The organism is Paenibacillus sp. 19GGS1-52 (genome assembly GCF_022369515.1).
GTDB lineage: Bacteria > Bacillota > Bacilli > Paenibacillales > Paenibacillaceae > Paenibacillus_AQ.
Genome location: NZ_CP059724.1, coordinates 2,823,187 through 2,841,891, shown reverse-complemented (window position 1 = coordinate 2,841,891; position 18,705 = coordinate 2,823,187). Strand labels below are relative to the sequence as shown.

Sequence of the window (18,705 nt, the reverse complement as noted above, 5' to 3'; positions counted from 1 at the left end):
AGTGTAACATGTTTTTGAAACGCTTTCCTTAATTACTTTCAATATTTGTACACACGTTTTCGCTTGATTCCATGCCGGAATGCGATCAATTACATTGACATGTGCTGAAACTTTACTTTTTCGACAGGAGATTCGTATCGTGAACGCGTCCCAGCAGGTTCTTAAACTGGGCCAGCAGATCAACGAATTCATCGCCAGTCATCGCCGTTCCTTCCATCATTTTGCTAGGAATACAAGCAGCTTCATTTTGTAGAGCCCATCCCTGCTCTGTTAGAGAGATCAGAACTTTACGCTCATCCTGCAACGAACGTTCGCGCAAAATAAATCCTGCGGCTTGTAGACGTTTAAGCAACGGAGTCAATGTTCCTGAATCCAGAAAAAGTGCCTCACCTATTTCCTTTACTGTACATTGGCGCCGCTCCCATAATACAAGCATTACCAGATACTGAGAATAAGTTACCCCGATACTGTCCAGATAAGGCTGATATAACTTCGTAATTTCTCGTGAGCAAGCATAAATGGTAAAACAGAGCTGGTTCTCTAGCAGCAACTCTGGAGTTGTTGTCATCTTTGTCATGTCTTCTTCACCTGCCTTTATGATTTTATTTTAGCATAAATCACTCTCAACTTCATGTTAATAGCAAAAAATAATTTGATTATTATTTTAATTGTGTTATATTATATTGTGTACAATACATTATCAGAAACGGGAGCGATATATTATGATGACCATCCAACAAAAAATGTATGAAACTACAGTTAAAGCAGTAGGTGGAAGAAACGGATTTATAGAATCAGAAAGCCCTAAACTAAACCTTACAATCAGTACTCCACGCGAAATGGGTGGTGCTGGCGGCGAAGGTACGAACCCTGAACAATTGTTCGCAGCTGGATACTCTGCTTGCTTTGATAGTGCTCTGAACATGGTTGCACGTCTAGGCAAAATTAAGATCGAAGGCAGCGAAGTAACAGCTACTGTAAGCTTCGGCAAGGTCGAAGATGGCGGCTTCGGTATCGCAGTTAAACTTGATGTACTCGTTAAAGGCGTAGACCACGAAACTGCCGTTAAACTTGTAGAAGGTGCTCATCAAGCATGTCCCTACTCCCGTGCAACCCGCGGTAATATTGCTGTTGAGCTAAATGTATTGTAATTTATATTGTGTTAAAGATAATTAAATAATTCCCCTTTACGGGGTAAGCACATACAAAAACAAGCCTTCGGATTATGTCTGAGTGGCTTGTTTTCGTGTGTTCAGATGGAATATAAATATGGCTTCGCTTCCAACACAAAAAAACTGTCTCAAGTGTGTTTTGATGACTTACCTGTGAGCACATTTGGGGAACAAAACGCAAGGCACGGATTTATGAACAATACCAAATAATGTATACTATAATCATACTGCCATACTGCCCAACCAAACTTAGCTTTCACTTGAAATTTTCACAATAAAAAGGGAGATACCTATGGAACAAATTGTTATAATCACATCTTTAGTACTTAGTCCTATAATATCTTTTATAATGATGTATTTGCTCCTTGACAAAAGGGGAAAAATGAGTAGATTCTTAATTTCTCTATTTTTAGCTATATTGGTTTGGGCTTTGTTTTCATTGTTAAATATACAACTGAACTGAACAATAAAAGACTACTTCTTAAGAGGTAGTCTTTTATGTTGTGTTATATCATATCTGAAACCAAGAAAATGAAACACTTGGAGTTAGTCAGGGAGTTGAAAAGAACACACTCAGATTCAAGAATCCTCTAATATCAATCTAACAGCAATATGCTATTAAGATGTAAAAGTATGCTATTCAGATGGGAGTAACTATTCAATCATATTTGAAGATGGCTCCACCTAAGCCAGAAGAGAAGCCAAAGGAAAGATTGGATCAACATCTAAATGTTCTACAAAAAGAGGGAACCGAAGGGTTCTCTTTTGTGTTTTCTAGGGAGAAAGCAGATTGAGTATTCATTTTCTTTAAAAATTTAAAGTTTACAAATGGTGATATGAGAGGTAAACCAGTTAGGTGGTTGACTTTCAATACTTCAGATGGATAAGAGATCTACTGTCCCAAGTTTCTAGAGGCAAAATAGGCTTCATGGCCAAAGTATTTCTCCAATACTACCGAACGCCCACCACATGCGCTGAACGAGTTTTCAGTTGACTGTATATATTCTAAACGTTGACCCGAAAAGCTTAATAACACCTATCAGTTCAAGCCAAAGGGGAATTAACTTATTTCGTTCGATTTGTTGAAGAGCACTATAACGAGGAGCCCCACTAATCATCGTTGTCACCAAGCCAACCGGTATAATTCAGTATGGCTTGGTCTTATTACGATCAAATCGAACTACTGCAAGAGTTAAGAAATATTGCTCAGCTATTTATTCTTCTGATGTCACCTGACGATCCAAATTACGATATTGCACCGCTTCTGCCAGGTGTGCGGAGCTGATATCAGCCGCGCCAGCCAAATCAGCTATCGTTCGGGAGAGCTTAATAATTCGATCATGTGCTCGCATACTTAGACCCAGTGTCTCCAAAATACTATGCAACAGCTGAGTGCCCTCTTTTCCCAGATTAGCATAACGACGAAGGGCAGCCCCGGAAAGCTCGCTATTCCAGGAGATGGACAAGTGTTGATAGCGCTCAGCTTGTATTGCTTGGGCTGCTACAACTTCGGCACGCATATCTGCCGAGGATATAACTGTACCTTGCTTACCCCAATCCTTGGGACGGGGGACATCAACCTGCAAATCGATCCGGTCCAGAAGCGGCCCAGAAATTTTTGCCCGGTATTGAGCAATACGGGCAGGACTGCACGAACAACCTTGTAGTGGGTTCCCACTTCCGAGGAAACCACAGCTGCACGGATTCATAGATGCGGCTAACATAAATTGAGCGGGGAATGTGAAAGAAGCCCGTGCACGGCTTATCGTCACAACCCCATCCTCCAGCGGTTGGCGCAGCACTTCAAGCACGTTGCGGGAGAATTCAGGGAGCTCATCCAAGAAGAGAATCCCGCGATGAGCCAAACTGACCTCTCCCGGTTTGGGGATTCCTCCGCCGCCAATAAGTCCTGCGCTTGAAATCGTATGGTGCGGTGAGCGAAAGGGCCTGCTGCGCAGTAAACCACTATGAGCATCCTTAAGCTTTCCGGCAGCACTGAAAATCTTGGTCACCTCTAGTGCCTCGCTGTCAGATAACTGTGGAAGGATGCCTGGCAGACGTTTGATCAGCATCGTTTTCCCTGTCCCTGGAGGACCCATCAGGAGGATGTTATGCATCCCTGCCGCGGCAATAGTTAACGCTCTCTTGACATGCTGCTGACCCAATACATCACTATAATCATCCAACATTTCATTTCTCATGCGCAAAGAATGGTCTGTTGGAGAAGAGTTATGTACAGGAACTACATACCGGAGATGCTCCAGGGAAATTGCCAATATTGGAGGCCGTTCTCTGGAAACTGAACCCGTGCTCGTTGACACAGGAAAAGGTAGAGGTGAAAATGATACGGCTTCCACCGAAACAAACTCGGCAGGAATAACCTCCGGTTCAACTGCTGAGGTTGTCTCACCCGAATTTTCCAGACCCCTTAAATGATCCATGACATACACAGTTAGTCCACTGATTAGTGCAGCTTCTGCAGCATTTTCTTTGGGGAGCAGTACAGCCTGTATACCCGCTCTACGGGCAGCTTCCACCATGGGTAGAACTCCGCTTACGGGTCGCAGACTGCCATCGAGGGCAAGCTCACCGATCAACAGCATCTCTTGGGCAGCAGGCATGATCAATTGGCCGCTAGTCGTCAGAATACCCAGTGCGATGGCCAAATCGAACGCCGAGCCTTCTTTCCGCAGATCGGCAGGAGCCAGATTAATCGTAATGCGTTGCTGAGGGTAACGGTAGCCGCAATTTTTAACGGCAGCTCGCACCCTTTCTACTGCTTCACGAATGGCGGAGTCTGGCAGTCCTATAATATTTATTAGTAGTAACATAGACCATACTTATTTCACAGTATCACACTGATGGTGTTTTCGGTATGCACCTTACCCATTAACTTATACTTTTCTACGATTTGATTTAATCGTTCAAACATTTTAAATTCAAATGTGAATATAAATCCTTCATTATTATTACTTTCATTAGAAGTCACATTATCAATACCGCTGTAATTCATAACACCAATACTGCTAATTAGATTCATTATTGTATCTCCGGTGACTTCCTTATTAAATTTGAAATCTTTTAGACTCTTAATAGTATCGTCTATATCTTTTATTTCCTCCTGTAATTCTTCATTTGATAATATGGTACGTTGATATTTTTGTGATAATGATTCGTATTCCATATCTATTTCAGCAGCCATCTTTTGTAATGTTTCTTCATTGAAATTACCCATTACAAACAACATACCTAATCTTTCTTTTCGCTCCATAACATCTTTAATCTTTAGTTGTAATGCTTCTGATTCCCTGATCTGCTGGTTATCAATCTTTCCATACAATTCCTTTTTTAAATTGTTTAATTCAACAGTATAACTTTTTTTAAAATTCATGATTGTTTCTTCTAGTCCTGTTCCTATAAATTCATTTACTGCAACATCAATCAAATCGTTTCTAACATTTTTCGCTGAACAGACAGCAACTCCTTTTGTTTTCCTTGTAGCACAATTCATGAATAAATTCCCATGCCTATCACGGTTTTGAACATAACCTTTACCACATTTTTCACATTTAATCTTACCAGAATATTTTCCGTGTTGTGTTTTAATACCTTTTCTATCCTGATTAATCCTTCCCCCTCTCGCTTTTTGCGCGTTTGCGAATGTATCAGCATCAACAATAGCAGGGATTCTATTCTCAAATATTTCCCATTCCTTCTCATCTTTAAGCGTTGCAGATTTTTTATTACTAAAAACTAATGGAGACTCCATCTTATTGCGAACAAGAACACCTTTATATGCTGGATTATTTAACATCCTGTTAATTGTTGTCTGCGAAAACGGTTTTCCATCACGTAGAATTCCATTAGCCTCTAGATACTGCAATATCTTTCTAAGCCCATTTCCCTCTATATATAGTCCATATATCATTCTAACTATTTCTGCTTCTTCAGGAACAATTTCTAAACTGTTAGATAATACTTGTGTACCATCTGGTAAAGTTATTAACGTATCAAGTTCTTTATTAAGCCTATAACCATAGAAATTATCTTTCATTCTGATGCGTCCATTTTTAGCACTTTCTTTAAGTCCAAACAATACCTTCTCTGATCTATCTTGTGATTCACGTTGAGAGAACACCATCATAATTTGTAGCATAGTTTCCTCAGACATATTCTCAGTAGATAGGTTCATATTTGTGAAGTCGATATATACGCCTTTATCCCTAAGTAAGGTAAATATTCTGTTGTCATTTACATTACGTGTGAAGCGAGAAATATCTTTAACAAGAATGCGATTAAATAAAGGCTTTCTATCACTTAATTCAATCATAATAGTACCCTTATCACTTGTAGCAATATCTAATCCAGCATCATGTAATAACTCTCTAAAACCTTTTCTCTTTTCCCATCTTGTTGCAGATAATGTGTCATGATAAACCTTATGTAATTGCATGTTTTCCTTGTCATTTGTGTAGTTTGAATAGTAATTAATTTGTGCCTGTAGTGAATTTAATTGATCATCATGTTTAGTACTTACCCTACCATAAGCAGCAACAGTTATCATATTTTCCTCCTTGATGGTTTATGTTTCCTATTATATCATTTATCAATAGACCATCGCTGTCAAAACGAAAAAAAAGGTGCAATGCCATATTAGCATCACACCTTATAAATCATGAGATATACAGTTTCTTGTTGACATTGTCCCATGACACTTTATGACCAAGCGCTTCAATAACTTCAGCAGGAACATAATTCACATTATCTTTCAAGAATCCATTATGTACGCTGTTATCTTTAGTTAAAATTTGCTTAATTAGTTGCACATCATCATTCCCCGTTGTCTCTGGTTTGATTACAACCTGTTCAACCTTATTAAACAATTCTAATTCTGCATTTCTACGTCTCACTAAACCAGCTAAAACAGTACCGCTTGACTTATTGTAATTGAAAATACTTTCTGAAATTTGTTTAATTGAACGGCCTTTACATAACGCTCGAAGGTTGCCATTACCACAGTTATAACAGAAGCTTACAAGTGCATCAAATTGGTACTGATTAAGCTGTGCTGTAACGGGTACATACGATGTGTCATTAACATATGATTCATATTTAGCAAGGTCAGACACTAACATATCATCTGCTTGTGACTGTGTTATAGTCGAACCCTTTTTAACATCTGATCCATAGTGACCCCATCCAATTGTATAATAGGTTTCAGTCTGAACAGGTTTGTATGCTGCAAGTCTGCAACCCTCAAATGATTTGATTAGGCTGATTCCTGCCTGTGATATTTTTCTACTCATATTGATGACTACTCCCTTTATTCGTATTTTTATTCAACCTCTGATTTATCCTTATTCTTCAACACCAGAATCAAATTCTTAACTTTATCAGGAAGTGGAACACCCATTTTGCCACCATTTTCAACAATACTCACGAACTCAACCAAACAAAAAGAAGCAGATATTCCATCTGTGATTATTCCATGACTACCCAACATAGCGGACTCGACCATATATACAGCACCAATCAATAAAATTACATATGTTTTTCTAATAAGTCCTTTAGTTCCAATTCGCGAGTTTATATTCTTCTCATATATCCCAACCATAAGTCCTGTTATGAAATCTATCATTTGCAATGCAAGCAAAACGGTGAAAACCAGTCCCAATCCACCTATTAGCCATGATACTATTCCTGAGATAAGTCCAATTATTAATTTTAGAATTATACCTATATGTTCCATTTCATCACCCCTAATTCATAAAAAAAGAGACGTATTATCTAGTCTCAATTAATTCAATCACATACTCTGTATCTCTAGTTTCAACAATCTGCCAGCGCTCCTCTGTTGTATCAGGGCGATATAAATCCCCTTCTACTCCAGTACCTATTTTAGTTACTAGTAAATTAGTCATAGTGACTAAACCTCCTTTACTAAGAAGTTGTCGTATTTAATGAGTGTGCTATTGTTGGGGAAAATACCCACATATGTACGTGTAATTAATTCAGCATCTGTAATGTTAAAGATCAATTGATCATTGACATAACATTTAATGCTTGAACCAACACAAATAGCCTTAAGCTGAATAATCTCACCGGATACATAAGCACGTGTATAGCTGCCTAGATTAGTTGATACAAAGTTTACCTTTTTATTGATTTGTACAGTACTGCCGCTCAATATCAATTCCATGCGGTCAGCATCATTAGTTGCACTTAAACGAAACCCTAATGAACAGGCTGTACTTATCCCTCTGGTAACATCACAACTAATCTCATAATCAGCATAGCCAGCGTTAATTTTTGCTGTTACCCAAGCATCAGCATACGCCTTGCCATTGGCTATTTTCATCGCACTAGCCCATATCTGTCCAGTTTCGGATGTACCTAATGTTGTCGCGTCAGCTCTATCAAAACTGTCTTTGACATATGTTTTGAATGTTTTTGCTCTTACTCCATAACCAAATCCTACACCTACGCCAGCCCCGATAATCATTGGTACATTACCCATATTTCGGTTGCTGTTGTTCCGGTTGCATTAATTCTAGTTGCTGGAAATGGTACAAATTGTCCAACAGGCAATAATGCAGAAGGAATAATAACGGATGTACCATCTGGTTTCACTACAGATACTGTTCCTGCTGTACCTGCTACGGCAATACTAATAGCCTGAGTAGTCAAATTGACTGTGTTGCTTGGTGTAACAGACCCGAAATCAGATACATTACTTCCTAATAATTTGGCTGCGAAAATTCTCATTATAATTCATCCTCTCTTGTTGTAATTAGGTAATATAAATATCTCCTGTAATCTCTTCATACTGTTCAGCTGTTATTTTCTTAGCCACAACTCCGTCGGCTACCATATCTTTCGTCCAGAAACCAGCATCGTAAAACTTCTTTATACGATTAAACCATACCATTTCATGCACCTCCTATCGTCATAATTTCATACCATAGTGAAGATACTTCTGATTGTAACTGCTCGATCTCAGTTAGTACTGGCGGCTTGTTTGCTTGTTCTTCTAGATAAGCCTCCCACGCTGCCTGTAATTCGGTTTCTGTCGGTTGTGGCTCTGGTAGATTCCAAAAGGCTATGAATGGGCCGTTGCCGTCTGAATTATCTTGTACCATAAAATCAATCATTTGGTTAGCTGTCGGGTATAGGTGCATGATCACTTGTGCTATATTCATATTTTTCATCCCTTCTTATGCGATTCTAACCACTGAGAATGTTGTTATATTTGAATTCAGTACACTCGCGGTACTTGTCAAAGCGTACATTTCAATGTATTCGCCAGGGTATAGTTCAACAGTGGCGCAATAAGGTACTTGCGGATTATTTAGCGTAAAACCTGAAACTCGGCCTAAATTAAGGTGTAACGCTCCGTTTTTAAATAAAAATATTTCTATGGATGTTGTTGTAGAAGAAATACCAGATTGCCACCCCATAATACCGCTGATACTGTATAACCCTATACCACCTTTTGCAGTAAAACGACTTGAACTAAATTCAGAAAGTGCGTCAGGGAATAAAGAGTTTTGAAATAGTACTTTAGCGCTCACGTTTGCAGTAAGTGGCTGTGTGGCGTTTGTATAATAGAATACCCCTGATCTAGTTCCCCTAGTACTATCTCCCCATGGGTTAACAGCGCCGCCAACATCATTACCGAAAATAACACCACCGTAAAACGTTGTGTATAATGACGTTGCTGTTATTGTAGAAGCACCAACCGAAATTTGACCGCCATAAGAGGCGCTATATCCTACATTGTTGCCGCTACCCGTCATATTCTGTACCAGCACTTTACCGTTTACATGCGCATAAACCCCCGCAAGTCTGTTGCTTGCTTGACATTCTGCCATATGGCAATTGCCCTCTTCAATATAAAACCCTTGGAATGACGAGGCCGTTATACAAACGCAACGGGCTAAGTAAGCATTAATACAGCCGCTCACAGTAAAGCCTGCGGTTGTCGTTTTTGTTGTAGCTACTCCATAAACCTCAGTACGTAGTGCATTACTAGAAAGATTTAGTGACTGAATAGACCGTGTAGAACTTAATACTGTGTCACCTACAATTTGGATAACACCAGACCCTGAAAACCCTGCAATAATAACATCTTCGGCATACGTACCCGCTGCAACATTAATTATTACCAGGCTGTTTACAATGCGCGGTAACTTCCATATCGCCGCCTGTATGGTTTTTAACGCCCCGCCCGCTGTATTAGCCAGCCCCGTATTGGCATCGTTTCCGTCCGTCCGCACATAGTAGGTCAGCGCTGCCGTTGTCTGTTTTGGAAAGTCTGCGGCATGGTAGGTGTCCAGTGTGTCAGCGTCTACTAGGCTACCCGCACCGTCTACCGTTAATAATTTTGCTAGTACATCAGCAGCCGTATAGGATGCCGTTGGTAGCTTTGCAGCAATTTGTGTTTGAATAGAAGAAGTAACTCCGTCAAGATAGTTAAATTCAGTTGTTGATACTATACCTGTACCTATCTTAGTTGCATCAATATTAGCCGCTGCATTAACGTCAGCATTAACGATCACTCCAGCGGTAATGGCGGATACACTACTACCAGCAGCAGATGTAATATCTCCCGTTATCGCTCCTGAATATGTCGCTGGCAAGAAACCATTTGCATCCAATGGAGCATAGCCATTAACAGCACCTTTCTCAGATATTGACTGTTTTGATGTTATTTGTGTCTGAATTGCAGATGTAACCCCATCCAAATAATTGAATTCAGCATTACTTACAACTCCTGTACCAATTTTGGAAGCGTCGATATTTGCAGCCGCATTAACATCTGCATTTACAATGACTCCTGCTGTGATAGCTGTTGATGTACTTCCTGCTGCCTTTGTAATATCACCTGTAAATGCTGCCATTGCTGTATTCTTTACGCTCAATAAAGCAGTATCTGTTGCATTGGCTAAAGCATTCATATCTCTTGGAACATCACCTGTCATTGTGCTTGTGATAATCGGTAAACCATAATTTGTTGTTGCCATCTTATAAGAACCCTCCTAAAAGTAACTCTCCATATGTGTGTGTAGAGAGTTGACTATATGTATATGGTATAAACTCGCTGTAAAAAGCATATCTGAATTTATAACTCATTTTTATGTGTGCTGGTGCATAACTCCGAAGAACCGCTTTTAAGTCTTCAATATTGGAAGGAACACCAAATACAGAAGTGAATTCAACTACGATTCCATGATCTAATGTAATTTCCACATCGCCATGAGCATAAGAGTCAGCTATTACTTTTAACTCTGCTGCTCCAATCTTAGTCATTCCTTTTAACCTTGACATTATCTGTTCTCTTCTAATTGCATCAGTCTTAGTAATATCTGTTACTATGCCTAATTCCTTTTCATAGACAGGCAATGACCAAGTAGCCGTACTAATATCAATCTGATTACTAAAGTCAGTCATTTGTTCATCAAAGTTGTCCAATGTAATACCAATAGACCCGTTAATCTCATTGATTAATGGATCTTGTCTAACTATTTTATGTAGATTATTCGTTAAGGTATCTTTATACAACTGTCACCACTCCCATAACAGCAATTTGTCTAGCTGTAGTTGTTACATTTCCCGCCGAACCATTGAGAAGAAGAGTAGTATAATCTAAAACCCCAGCAGAATTAAGGATAGCATCTCCCACCTTGGCAGCAGATACATAAAGTTGCTTGAATGCAATACTCTGCAAATATGCCGTAACAGAATTGCTAATGTTCTGCTTAACCTGTGTTAACGTATACCCACTAGAATATGTAAGCGATAAACTAATATTGAGAGTTAACCCCGTTGCAGAACTCACATAGCACTTTGCACCTATTGGAGCCTGACCATAACCCAAACCTGTACTGGACGGATCAATATATGTTTGAACTTCTGTAACCAATGCTGCACTAGCTGGCTGTTTATTGGCATTGATAATAACTACATCAACCTCACTAATACCGCCTACGATATCGCCATCAGATGGAAATACTTTTGCATCTCCAACACCATCGGTCTCCATTGCCCAAGCCATATAATGAGCAACATTTCCTGAAGTCGCTGGTGATCTAACTGCCAAATAGTAACGATTTCTCAATGCACTATCAATTTCAATATCAAATCCATTGTATGTTGATGCTGGATTTGTAACCGATGTGATACCCGTTAGTGTAACTGGTATCTGTACTATTTGGTTAGCCGGAACATTACCATTGTTACCAGCAATAATAGCGACAATATTAACTGTACCTGTTCCAGAAATAACCTTTGTTTCTGACGCTGCGAATTGTATTCCGTTTGCTGTCTCGAATAAATCACCAATATTAACTGTTCCGCTTCCCGTTGCAGTAACTTGACCAATTGAAAGAGTGGCATCATTTCTTACAATCCCTCTACGTTGTTCAACAAACTTCGTCAGCAAGTCGCCCGTAAGATTATCAACGTCTAATAGTTTTTCAATATCATCTAATCTAATAGATAAATTATTGAATACATATGCGACACTCGACATAATATCTGCCAATAAATAGCCATCTGATTTATCATAATCATTGCTGATTTGGTTTAATAGTTGTTGCTTGATTGCTTTAACTAACTCATCCACTAAATACCACCTCACTTTCTGAACCGTCAATAATTCCTCTACTTGTGATTATGTTTAAGGATATTACCACTCTGCTTCCATCTCTTGTGATCACTACTTCTTCGATATCAATAATCTCAGGATGAAGGATAATCTTTTCCTTTAACTGTCTTTCTATTTCAAATTCAGCAGAAATTCGATCCATATCTCTATTGCCAATAAACTGCTTAATACTCATTCCGAAATCAGTTCCTTGATAAATCACAATGGAATCAGAGTCAGCGGTCAATAAAAATGTTACCCATTGTTTAATGGCTTGCTCATATGTGGCTTCAACAGGTCTACCATTGATCAATACATATTCTTTTGTATCGAAATCAAATAAAAAAACCTTGCCCATGACTGTAGATACAGCGGACAAAGCTTCTATTTCTTCCAATGTTAATTCATCATCAGGAAACATGCGGCGCACCTACTTTATCAATAAGATAGTATAATTGCCCACTCGCACTAGGAGTTACAATAACATCGTCTCCAATATGCAAAATTAGATCATATATACGTGAAGCAATTACTAAATCATCAGCATCAAGGATAATATCTAAACCTAATGAAAGCTTAATGTTAGGCATAATTGTTATCACCTTTGCAACAGCAATTTCTTCAGGTGTTTTGTTATCCCTGTCTTTAAAATACTTAGTAAATCTCACTTCATTGTCATTCATTAACTCACCTTCTCCAACTGGACGCTTACTTTATGCAAGCCATTTGCTTCACTATGAGCGGCACTCTTGATTAAATATCTACCAATAACACCTGTGATCGGTTCATTAAAATCCATTAACCTACCAGCCTTAATATCGTCATGACCTAACAAGTCTAAAGATACGTCTTCTACCGCTTTATTCAAATCAGCAAGTGTATTTTTAGCGATATTTCGTGCTTGCGCTGCTTCTTTAGCATCAACAGTTATAATTTCAGTTAACAAACCGTATTTCTTAATATTGGCTGTATCTGAGGATTCCGCAAAAATCTTTGTTGACTTATCATCACTAGTTGCAACAATAACCTTGTTCTTCATTTCTACAACACTAGTTGATTTACTAGGATTAGAAATTGCAGATGTTACAGGAAATAACGGTGTAATACTACTATTTCTAACCATTGGTTTAATAAGTAAATCTGTTTGTTTCTTGATTGTTAGCGTATCATCAACCATTTCCATCCTATACTTGCTTCCCGTTTCCTTTTTAACCTGATCCATAATGTCATTGATAGTATTGATGACTTCTTCTTTATAAATCTGCTTAATACTAGTTGACATAGGAGATATATTATGTTTGATATTGAATTTATCACACAACTTACTTATTGCATCTGAAGCAGGAATTCCCTTAAATTGAATGATTGTTTTATTACTATTTAAGTAAAAAGCATAATCATAACAAGTGTATGACTTGCTCACTCTACCATTAACAGATTCATCCATTATTTTATACCTATGTAGGGCTTTACCTTCATTAAATAGAATAACCGTATCACCTAACTCGATAATGTCATATTTCTTTATATTCTCATAATCATTGTAAGCATAATCAAAAGTTAACTCTTCAGAGACAGCGTCAATATTACTGCCCCATGAGAGATTACCAACTAATTCTGTAATGTTATACTTCTTACCACTCTTAATTAATACAAGTTCATGTCCCATTATTTCACCACCGGAAAAACGAATTCTTTCAATTCAAGAGTATAAGGAAAGTCTCCTGCTGAATCTAAATCATAAGTAAATGTTTCAATAGTACATGCCATATTTAGTATTTTTTTATCACCGTGAGTGACGATAATACGAATGGGAACACGCTTATCATTCCACTTTTTGAAAAATGAAACACAATCATATCCACTCTTTTGCACTTTAACAAAAGAGTAGTATTTATTAGGAAATAGAGAAGCAATAGACAGTGTTCTAAGCGACTTTAATCCAATTAGATTCAATGCTCCAATACCATTTACTCCACCAATAATAGAAAATTCCTCATTATTGTTGACTATCTCAGGGATAGAAAACTCAGGGGGAACAATTGGCAAAGTTAGTATTTCGGCGTTATTATTTGCTGTAAATACTATATTCATTTTACTTTTCATCCCCTCTTATGTAGTAGCAACGTTTGGTATATTACTGTCAAGAACACTGACTAGTTTAGCCATAACCTTATCCATAAAATCAGCTTCACCGTATACATTGCCGTGAATATTAACTTCAATTTTTGTTCCACTGGAATTAGCAGCAAGGATTTTACTTGTCTTATCTGCTGTAGCTACAGATGAACCCTTTTTCAAGTTAACAAGTTCTGGCCCTTCTTCGCCAACTAATGACATGCCTCCCGGCGCATTATTAGTACCTTTAGCAAATGTAGGAATTGTAGGAATGCTTAGTCCAAAAGTTTTACCCGAAAGATCTCCCGGCATCCAATCTGGAAATTCTATGGAAATCCCATTAATCTTTCCGATAAGTCCGTTTATCATGCCGATGATAGAGTTAATAGGCGTCTTTACAGCACCTACCATTGAATTGAATGTACCAGCAACGCTATCTTTTATACCGTTAAAGGTGTCAACCGTACCCGTTTTTATGTTAGTCCATGCACCAGATATGCTTCCCCACAGATTTGAAGCGGCTTCTTTTACGCTGTTGAAAGCATTAACTGTTCCTGCTTTAAGACTTGTCCATACTCCACCAAGCCAAGACCATAATTCAGATGCTTTAACTTTTACCGTATCCCAGTTTTTCCACAGAAGGATACCAGCACCTATAACTAATCCAATTACAACGGCAATTATCCCGAGAGGATTGGCTGCTAAAACTACGTTTAAACCAGCTTGAACCAGTGTTAACCCTGCTGTTGTTGTTCTCCAGGCTTTATAAGCTGTGATTAATCCCTTAACGCCATTAACTGCTTGTTGGGCTATTACTGCTGCCGTTACAGCCCCGAGTGCTGGAACTAACCAATCAGAATTTTTCTTGACCCATCCCATAGCGTCACCGAAATCATTCATCAATTCTTTACCTGTTTTAAAGGCAGAATCAATACCTTTCTTGATTGCTGGTGTTTTACTTGTTACCCATTTGCTAAGTTCTGATAGTTTGGGAAGTACCTTATCAGCAAGCGGTGTCACAATACTAGTTTCAAGTGTTCTGGAGATACCAGTAATGGCAGAATCTAAGTCCGTATACTTCACATCATTCAATTTGCCCATTGTGTCAGTAGTGCTATTGAATCCCTTCTCAACATTGGCAAGTGCAGATATTGACTTCGCTCCTAAATCTTCCCACGTTGATCCAAATAACGCTGTACCGATAGCATTTTTCTTAAGTGGGTCTTTAACCTTATCCAATGCTTTAACAACTTGATCAAATGCCTTCTTTGCATTAGGGCCACCTTTTGCAAATGTTGCAGATAAACCTTTTGCATCAAGATTCAATCCTTTAAAAGCTTGCGCCGTGCTATCACTACCATCTTTTGCACGTATACCAAACTCTTTTACAGAATCTCCAATTGTCGCCAGAGAAAATGCTCCTGAATCTAATCCTGAACCGAATGTGTCAAACATTTCATCTGCTGAGAATCCTAGTTGTTTAAATTGAACACCAAATTCTGAGACACCATCAAGCAATTCACCGGTCTTATCCAATCCAGATTGTGAACCTTGTGCAAGCAAATTGAAAGCTTGATCAGATGTAATCCCGAACTGTTTCATCATGCTATCAGTTGTAGCAATAGAGTCTGGAATCTCAGCTTTGAATACATCTCTGTATACTAATGCATTTTCTGTGCTGTCTTCCAATGCTTTACCTGTCTGACCTGTAATTTGTGCAACTGTAGCTAATGACTCACCGACATCTTCCCAAGACGCGCCGAAATTATTACCATAGACACTAACCATTGATGCCTTCATTTTGTCAAACTCTGCTCCTGTGTATCCTGTTGCTGCTGATAATTGTGATAACGATGTTGAATATTCCTTAACGCTATCGACTGAAGCACCAATAGTTAAACCAGCTGCACCAATGCCAGCGAATGCAATGGTTAATCCTGCCGCTTTCTTTGCAACGCTCATAAATCCAGATGATGCTCTTGCTCTAAAATCTTCAACGCCATTATTAAGCAATCTTACTTGACGTGATGTATCATCACTTTGTCCAGCAATCCGTTGTAAACCTTCAGTCATATTCTCACGGAAGTTTAGAATTGATTGTATTGCTCCTGCCATATATACTCACCTCCTTGTAAAACTAAAAAAATGGAGAAAGGATTATTTCTTTTCCCCTCCCCATTTAGCGTTATGTTCTTCGACTCTTTCATCTTTGTTATATATCATGGATTCATAATAGAAAGTCTTTTCAATCAATGACATATTAATTAACTTAGCCAGATCATAACCTCTATCAACATAATAGGAGTACATATTGAAGTCACGATCTGACTCTATTAGTTTTTTATTTCTTCATTAACACCGTTGACATAAGTTAGACCGTTCAGTTCTGTTTGCAGGATGTTAATATCATTAAATGTTAGCAATTCGTGCACAGCAAGTTCAGGTGTTCCATATTCTTCGTAGAAAGATTTATCTTTAAACAAATCTACACATTGGCTAATTATATAACTGAATGCCATAAATTTTTCCGCTGTGCTACCATCAGATTCTTGTATTCTGTCACTAAATTTATAAACAAGTTCCTTCGATGGTTCGTTGAGTGTAACCATACAATCCAAACTATCAACATACACATCTTTTGTTCTCATTTTTCTGTTGAGTCTTTGTGCTTTCTTTGCAATCAATAGTTCCAAAGTCAATTTTGTATCGTGTTGATTAGCTTTAGTCATTATATAATCCATCTCCATTATTTTTATAGTTAGAGGGGAGCCATTGACTCCCCAATATAATTACATGTATTCAATAAATTCTGGTGGGGATGATGTAAATGGAATAGTATCTTCCATTACAGCTTGATTCTCAGATGTTGCGCCATATTCTGCAATTACAACGTTTCTGAATGTTGCACGTTCTGCCTTGCCTGTACTGTCGTTAATAATTTTGGATGTGATTGTAATATCTGGAAGCAAACCAGTTTTTGCAACATCACCAATCAATAGCGCCATTCTACTTTGTGTGCGATTGATTGTGAATGATCCCTCACAACTAACGCCTACAACACGTTTATAAGTTTGCAAATCTCCACCAAATTTAACATCAGCAGTTTCATATGCAACTTTATATTCAAACTTATTAGATTTAACATCTTCACCGTTTACCCATACTACGGTATTTGTACCTGTTGCGACTTCATTACCTTTGTTAGCCATGTTTTATTCTCTCCCTTCTATTACTCCATTGTGATATTGAATACAAAGTCTTCCATTGCATCAGCAATCTTGATGTTACCAGCAAGATAAACATTGCTACGGAAAGTATTTTTACGTACCGTTACATCGTCCCAATCAGCCGCCATAGTTTTACCTATTGCCAAGTGTGCGGAGCGCTGGGCTTCAATATCAACGAACGAAACATTGGTGAATTCATTATCTAGTACACCCTCATCAGCAAGAGTACTAAAATAACTGTTGATCGAACTAATCAACAAGACCTGATTGTCATAGATGTTCTTAAATTTTCCCGTGTATGTATTCTTAAACGTGGTATAAATATCGTCCCTGATCAAGTCCATAGATTCAACGACAAGAATTTTGCTCATTGATTCGGTTACGCCAGATGTGTAAGTAATTAAGCTATTGACTCCTCGGCAAATTCTGACTGACACGTCATCGTTAAAGAGCACAAGCTTGCCTGCATTTACTGCAACAGTAAGGTCTGCTGGTTGAACAACTCCTGCAAGATCATCTAAAACTAGGTATGTGCTCGACTGAAGAAGCGACAGACCAGCTAGGACACCTAGCAAACGTGCAATATATTTTTCACCAGTTACAGTTGCACCAGTTTTATATGTCACACTAGTATTGCAGAAATTCACAATATGCATAGAATCGCTAATTGTAGCGTTGAAAACTACCGCTTTAATTGTCTTCTTCAATGCTTCTTGTGCCTTAACATAGGTAACTAGGTCAGTCGTTTCAGTCGTACTGGCTTCAGCAAACCCGATCCAATTATATTTTCTGCTTCCCAATGCTAAAACTGCATCGGCTACACCTGTAGTACCGGATGTACCAACGCGAACGACATATACTTTATTAGGCGTTCCTAAAAATACCTGACGAATATAAGCAACATTAGCTGCCGTAAACAACGCTGGTTCAATATCAGTAGCAAATTTATACTCTTTCAGGTTAAACGTGACATTCGTTGTGTCCTTAACAATTAAAGCTACGATTCCTTTTGCACTTCTAGTCACAGCAGAAACCCCTAATGCCTTAAAATTAATCTCAATATTGGGTACTCCAATAGCCATTTAAATCATCCTCTCATTTTTAAACATTTACATCTAATTCATCCATCATGAAGTCACTTGTATTACCATTTTCTTCATCTGCAATTTCGATTAATTGAATATCGAAAGATACCTGTAGAATACCATCCACTTTATCCGAAGATAGATTAGAGGGATAAACTACGAATCCGTCTACTATTTTGAAATTGTCAACAAATGCTGTTTCCAACATATCTTGAACAGTCAATAGTTCCAATTTATAGTTTGTTTGACTGGTAGGAAAAAAGTAGATTATCACGCTTATTGTGCGGTCTAATCCCTTCGGCCCATACTTAGCAGGGACAACGCTGTCGAAATCAACATAAAGACATGGTCTTCCAAATCCTTCGCGAATATCTGAACTCTGAATAGGTATATCAGGCAATATATCAATCAACTTTTGATTAATAGCTTCAGCAACATTAATTAAGGTAATCATTCAT

General features: G+C 38.3%; 23 protein-coding genes. 1 reads left to right on the top strand and 22 read right to left on the bottom strand.

Annotation, left to right across the window (positions count from 1 at the left end):
• Positions 1-112: 112 nt before the first annotated feature.
• Entirely contained in the window at positions 113-577 is a 465-nt protein-coding gene (locus H1230_RS13530) for a MarR family winged helix-turn-helix transcriptional regulator (protein WP_239716096.1), read from the bottom strand.
• Positions 578-722: 145 nt separating this feature from the next.
• Here H1230_RS13530 and H1230_RS13525 point away from each other — a divergent pair, with 145 nt between their 5' ends.
• Positions 723-1,151, top strand: coding sequence for an organic hydroperoxide resistance protein (locus tag H1230_RS13525; protein WP_239716094.1), 429 nt, complete (start codon positions 723-725; stop codon positions 1,149-1,151).
• A 1,235-nt stretch (positions 1,152-2,386) separates the two neighbouring features.
• On the opposite strand, the gene H1230_RS13520 is transcribed toward H1230_RS13525, so the two are convergent.
• From H1230_RS13520 to H1230_RS13420, 21 genes are all read right to left on the bottom strand, one after another.
• Entirely contained in the window at positions 2,387-4,003 is a 1,617-nt protein-coding gene (locus tag H1230_RS13520) for a YifB family Mg chelatase-like AAA ATPase (RefSeq protein ID WP_239716092.1), read from the bottom strand.
• Positions 4,004-4,017: 14 nt separating this feature from the next.
• Positions 4,018-5,736 carry a recombinase family protein gene (locus H1230_RS13515; RefSeq protein WP_239716090.1) on the bottom strand — a complete coding sequence of 573 codons (1,719 nt, stop codon included), beginning with the start codon at positions 5,734-5,736 and terminating at the stop codon, positions 4,018-4,020.
• 109 nt (positions 5,737-5,845) lie between these two features.
• Positions 5,846-6,478: a glycoside hydrolase family protein gene (locus H1230_RS13510; RefSeq protein WP_239716088.1), complete on the bottom strand. Its 633-nt coding sequence runs from the start codon at positions 6,476-6,478 to the stop codon at positions 5,846-5,848.
• Between the two features lie 29 nt (positions 6,479-6,507).
• Positions 6,508-6,921, bottom strand: a complete 414-nt coding sequence (locus H1230_RS13505) for a phage holin family protein (RefSeq protein ID WP_239716086.1) — start codon at positions 6,919-6,921, stop codon at positions 6,508-6,510.
• A gap of 34 nt (positions 6,922-6,955) precedes the next feature.
• Positions 6,956-7,093, bottom strand: coding sequence for a hypothetical protein (locus tag H1230_RS13500; protein ID WP_239716084.1), 138 nt, complete (start codon positions 7,091-7,093; stop codon positions 6,956-6,958).
• 5 nt (positions 7,094-7,098) lie between these two features.
• Positions 7,099-7,689: a hypothetical protein gene (locus H1230_RS13495; RefSeq protein ID WP_239716082.1), complete on the bottom strand. Its 591-nt coding sequence runs from the start codon at positions 7,687-7,689 to the stop codon at positions 7,099-7,101.
• Positions 7,671-7,937, bottom strand: coding sequence for a spike base protein, RCAP_Rcc01079 family (locus H1230_RS13490; RefSeq protein WP_239716080.1), 267 nt, complete (start codon positions 7,935-7,937; stop codon positions 7,671-7,673). The genes H1230_RS13495 and H1230_RS13490 overlap by 19 nt, the downstream gene beginning before the upstream one ends.
• A 25-nt stretch (positions 7,938-7,962) precedes the next feature.
• Entirely contained in the window at positions 7,963-8,100 is a 138-nt protein-coding gene (locus H1230_RS13485; protein ID WP_239716079.1) for an XkdX family protein, read from the bottom strand.
• A gap of 1 nt (position 8,101) precedes the next feature.
• Positions 8,102-8,371 (bottom strand): XkdW family protein, encoded by a 270-nt coding sequence (locus tag H1230_RS13480; protein ID WP_239716077.1) that lies wholly within the window; start codon positions 8,369-8,371, stop codon positions 8,102-8,104.
• Positions 8,372-8,386: 15 nt separating this feature from the next.
• Positions 8,387-10,195, bottom strand: a complete 1,809-nt coding sequence (locus tag H1230_RS13475; RefSeq protein ID WP_239716075.1) for an autotransporter outer membrane beta-barrel domain-containing protein — start codon at positions 10,193-10,195, stop codon at positions 8,387-8,389.
• A gap of 1 nt (position 10,196) precedes the next feature.
• Positions 10,197-10,733, bottom strand: a complete 537-nt coding sequence (locus tag H1230_RS13470; RefSeq protein WP_239716073.1) for a putative phage tail protein — start codon at positions 10,731-10,733, stop codon at positions 10,197-10,199.
• Positions 10,726-11,796, bottom strand: coding sequence for a baseplate J/gp47 family protein (locus H1230_RS13465; protein WP_239716071.1), 1,071 nt, complete (start codon positions 11,794-11,796; stop codon positions 10,726-10,728). Before H1230_RS13465 ends, H1230_RS13470 begins: the two co-directional genes overlap by 8 nt.
• Positions 11,789-12,238, bottom strand: a complete 450-nt coding sequence (locus H1230_RS13460) for a DUF2634 domain-containing protein (protein ID WP_239716069.1) — start codon at positions 12,236-12,238, stop codon at positions 11,789-11,791. The genes H1230_RS13465 and H1230_RS13460 overlap by 8 nt, the downstream gene beginning before the upstream one ends.
• Positions 12,228-12,500 (bottom strand): DUF2577 domain-containing protein, encoded by a 273-nt coding sequence (locus H1230_RS13455; RefSeq protein WP_239716067.1) that lies wholly within the window; start codon positions 12,498-12,500, stop codon positions 12,228-12,230. Before H1230_RS13455 ends, H1230_RS13460 begins: the two co-directional genes overlap by 11 nt.
• Positions 12,500-13,486: an XkdQ/YqbQ family protein gene (locus H1230_RS13450; RefSeq protein ID WP_239716065.1), complete on the bottom strand. Its 987-nt coding sequence runs from the start codon at positions 13,484-13,486 to the stop codon at positions 12,500-12,502. Before H1230_RS13450 ends, H1230_RS13455 begins: the two co-directional genes overlap by 1 nt.
• Entirely contained in the window at positions 13,486-13,911 is a 426-nt protein-coding gene (locus H1230_RS13445) for a hypothetical protein (protein WP_239716063.1), read from the bottom strand. The genes H1230_RS13450 and H1230_RS13445 overlap by 1 nt, the downstream gene beginning before the upstream one ends.
• Positions 13,912-13,929: 18 nt before the next feature.
• A complete protein-coding gene (locus tag H1230_RS13440; protein WP_239716061.1) occupies positions 13,930-16,050 on the bottom strand; it encodes a phage tail tape measure protein in 2,121 nt (706 codons plus the stop codon).
• A 218-nt stretch (positions 16,051-16,268) separates the two neighbouring features.
• Positions 16,269-16,664, bottom strand: coding sequence for a hypothetical protein (locus tag H1230_RS13435; RefSeq protein WP_239716059.1), 396 nt, complete (start codon positions 16,662-16,664; stop codon positions 16,269-16,271).
• Positions 16,665-16,724: 60 nt separating this feature from the next.
• Entirely contained in the window at positions 16,725-17,144 is a 420-nt protein-coding gene (locus H1230_RS13430) for a phage tail tube protein (protein WP_239716057.1), read from the bottom strand.
• Positions 17,145-17,164: 20 nt separating this feature from the next.
• Positions 17,165-18,244 (bottom strand): phage tail sheath C-terminal domain-containing protein, encoded by a 1,080-nt coding sequence (locus H1230_RS13425; protein ID WP_239716055.1) that lies wholly within the window; start codon positions 18,242-18,244, stop codon positions 17,165-17,167.
• Positions 18,245-18,263: 19 nt separating this feature from the next.
• Positions 18,264-18,701: a phage tail terminator family protein gene (locus H1230_RS13420; RefSeq protein WP_239716053.1), complete on the bottom strand. Its 438-nt coding sequence runs from the start codon at positions 18,699-18,701 to the stop codon at positions 18,264-18,266.
• Positions 18,702-18,705 lie beyond the last annotated feature (4 nt).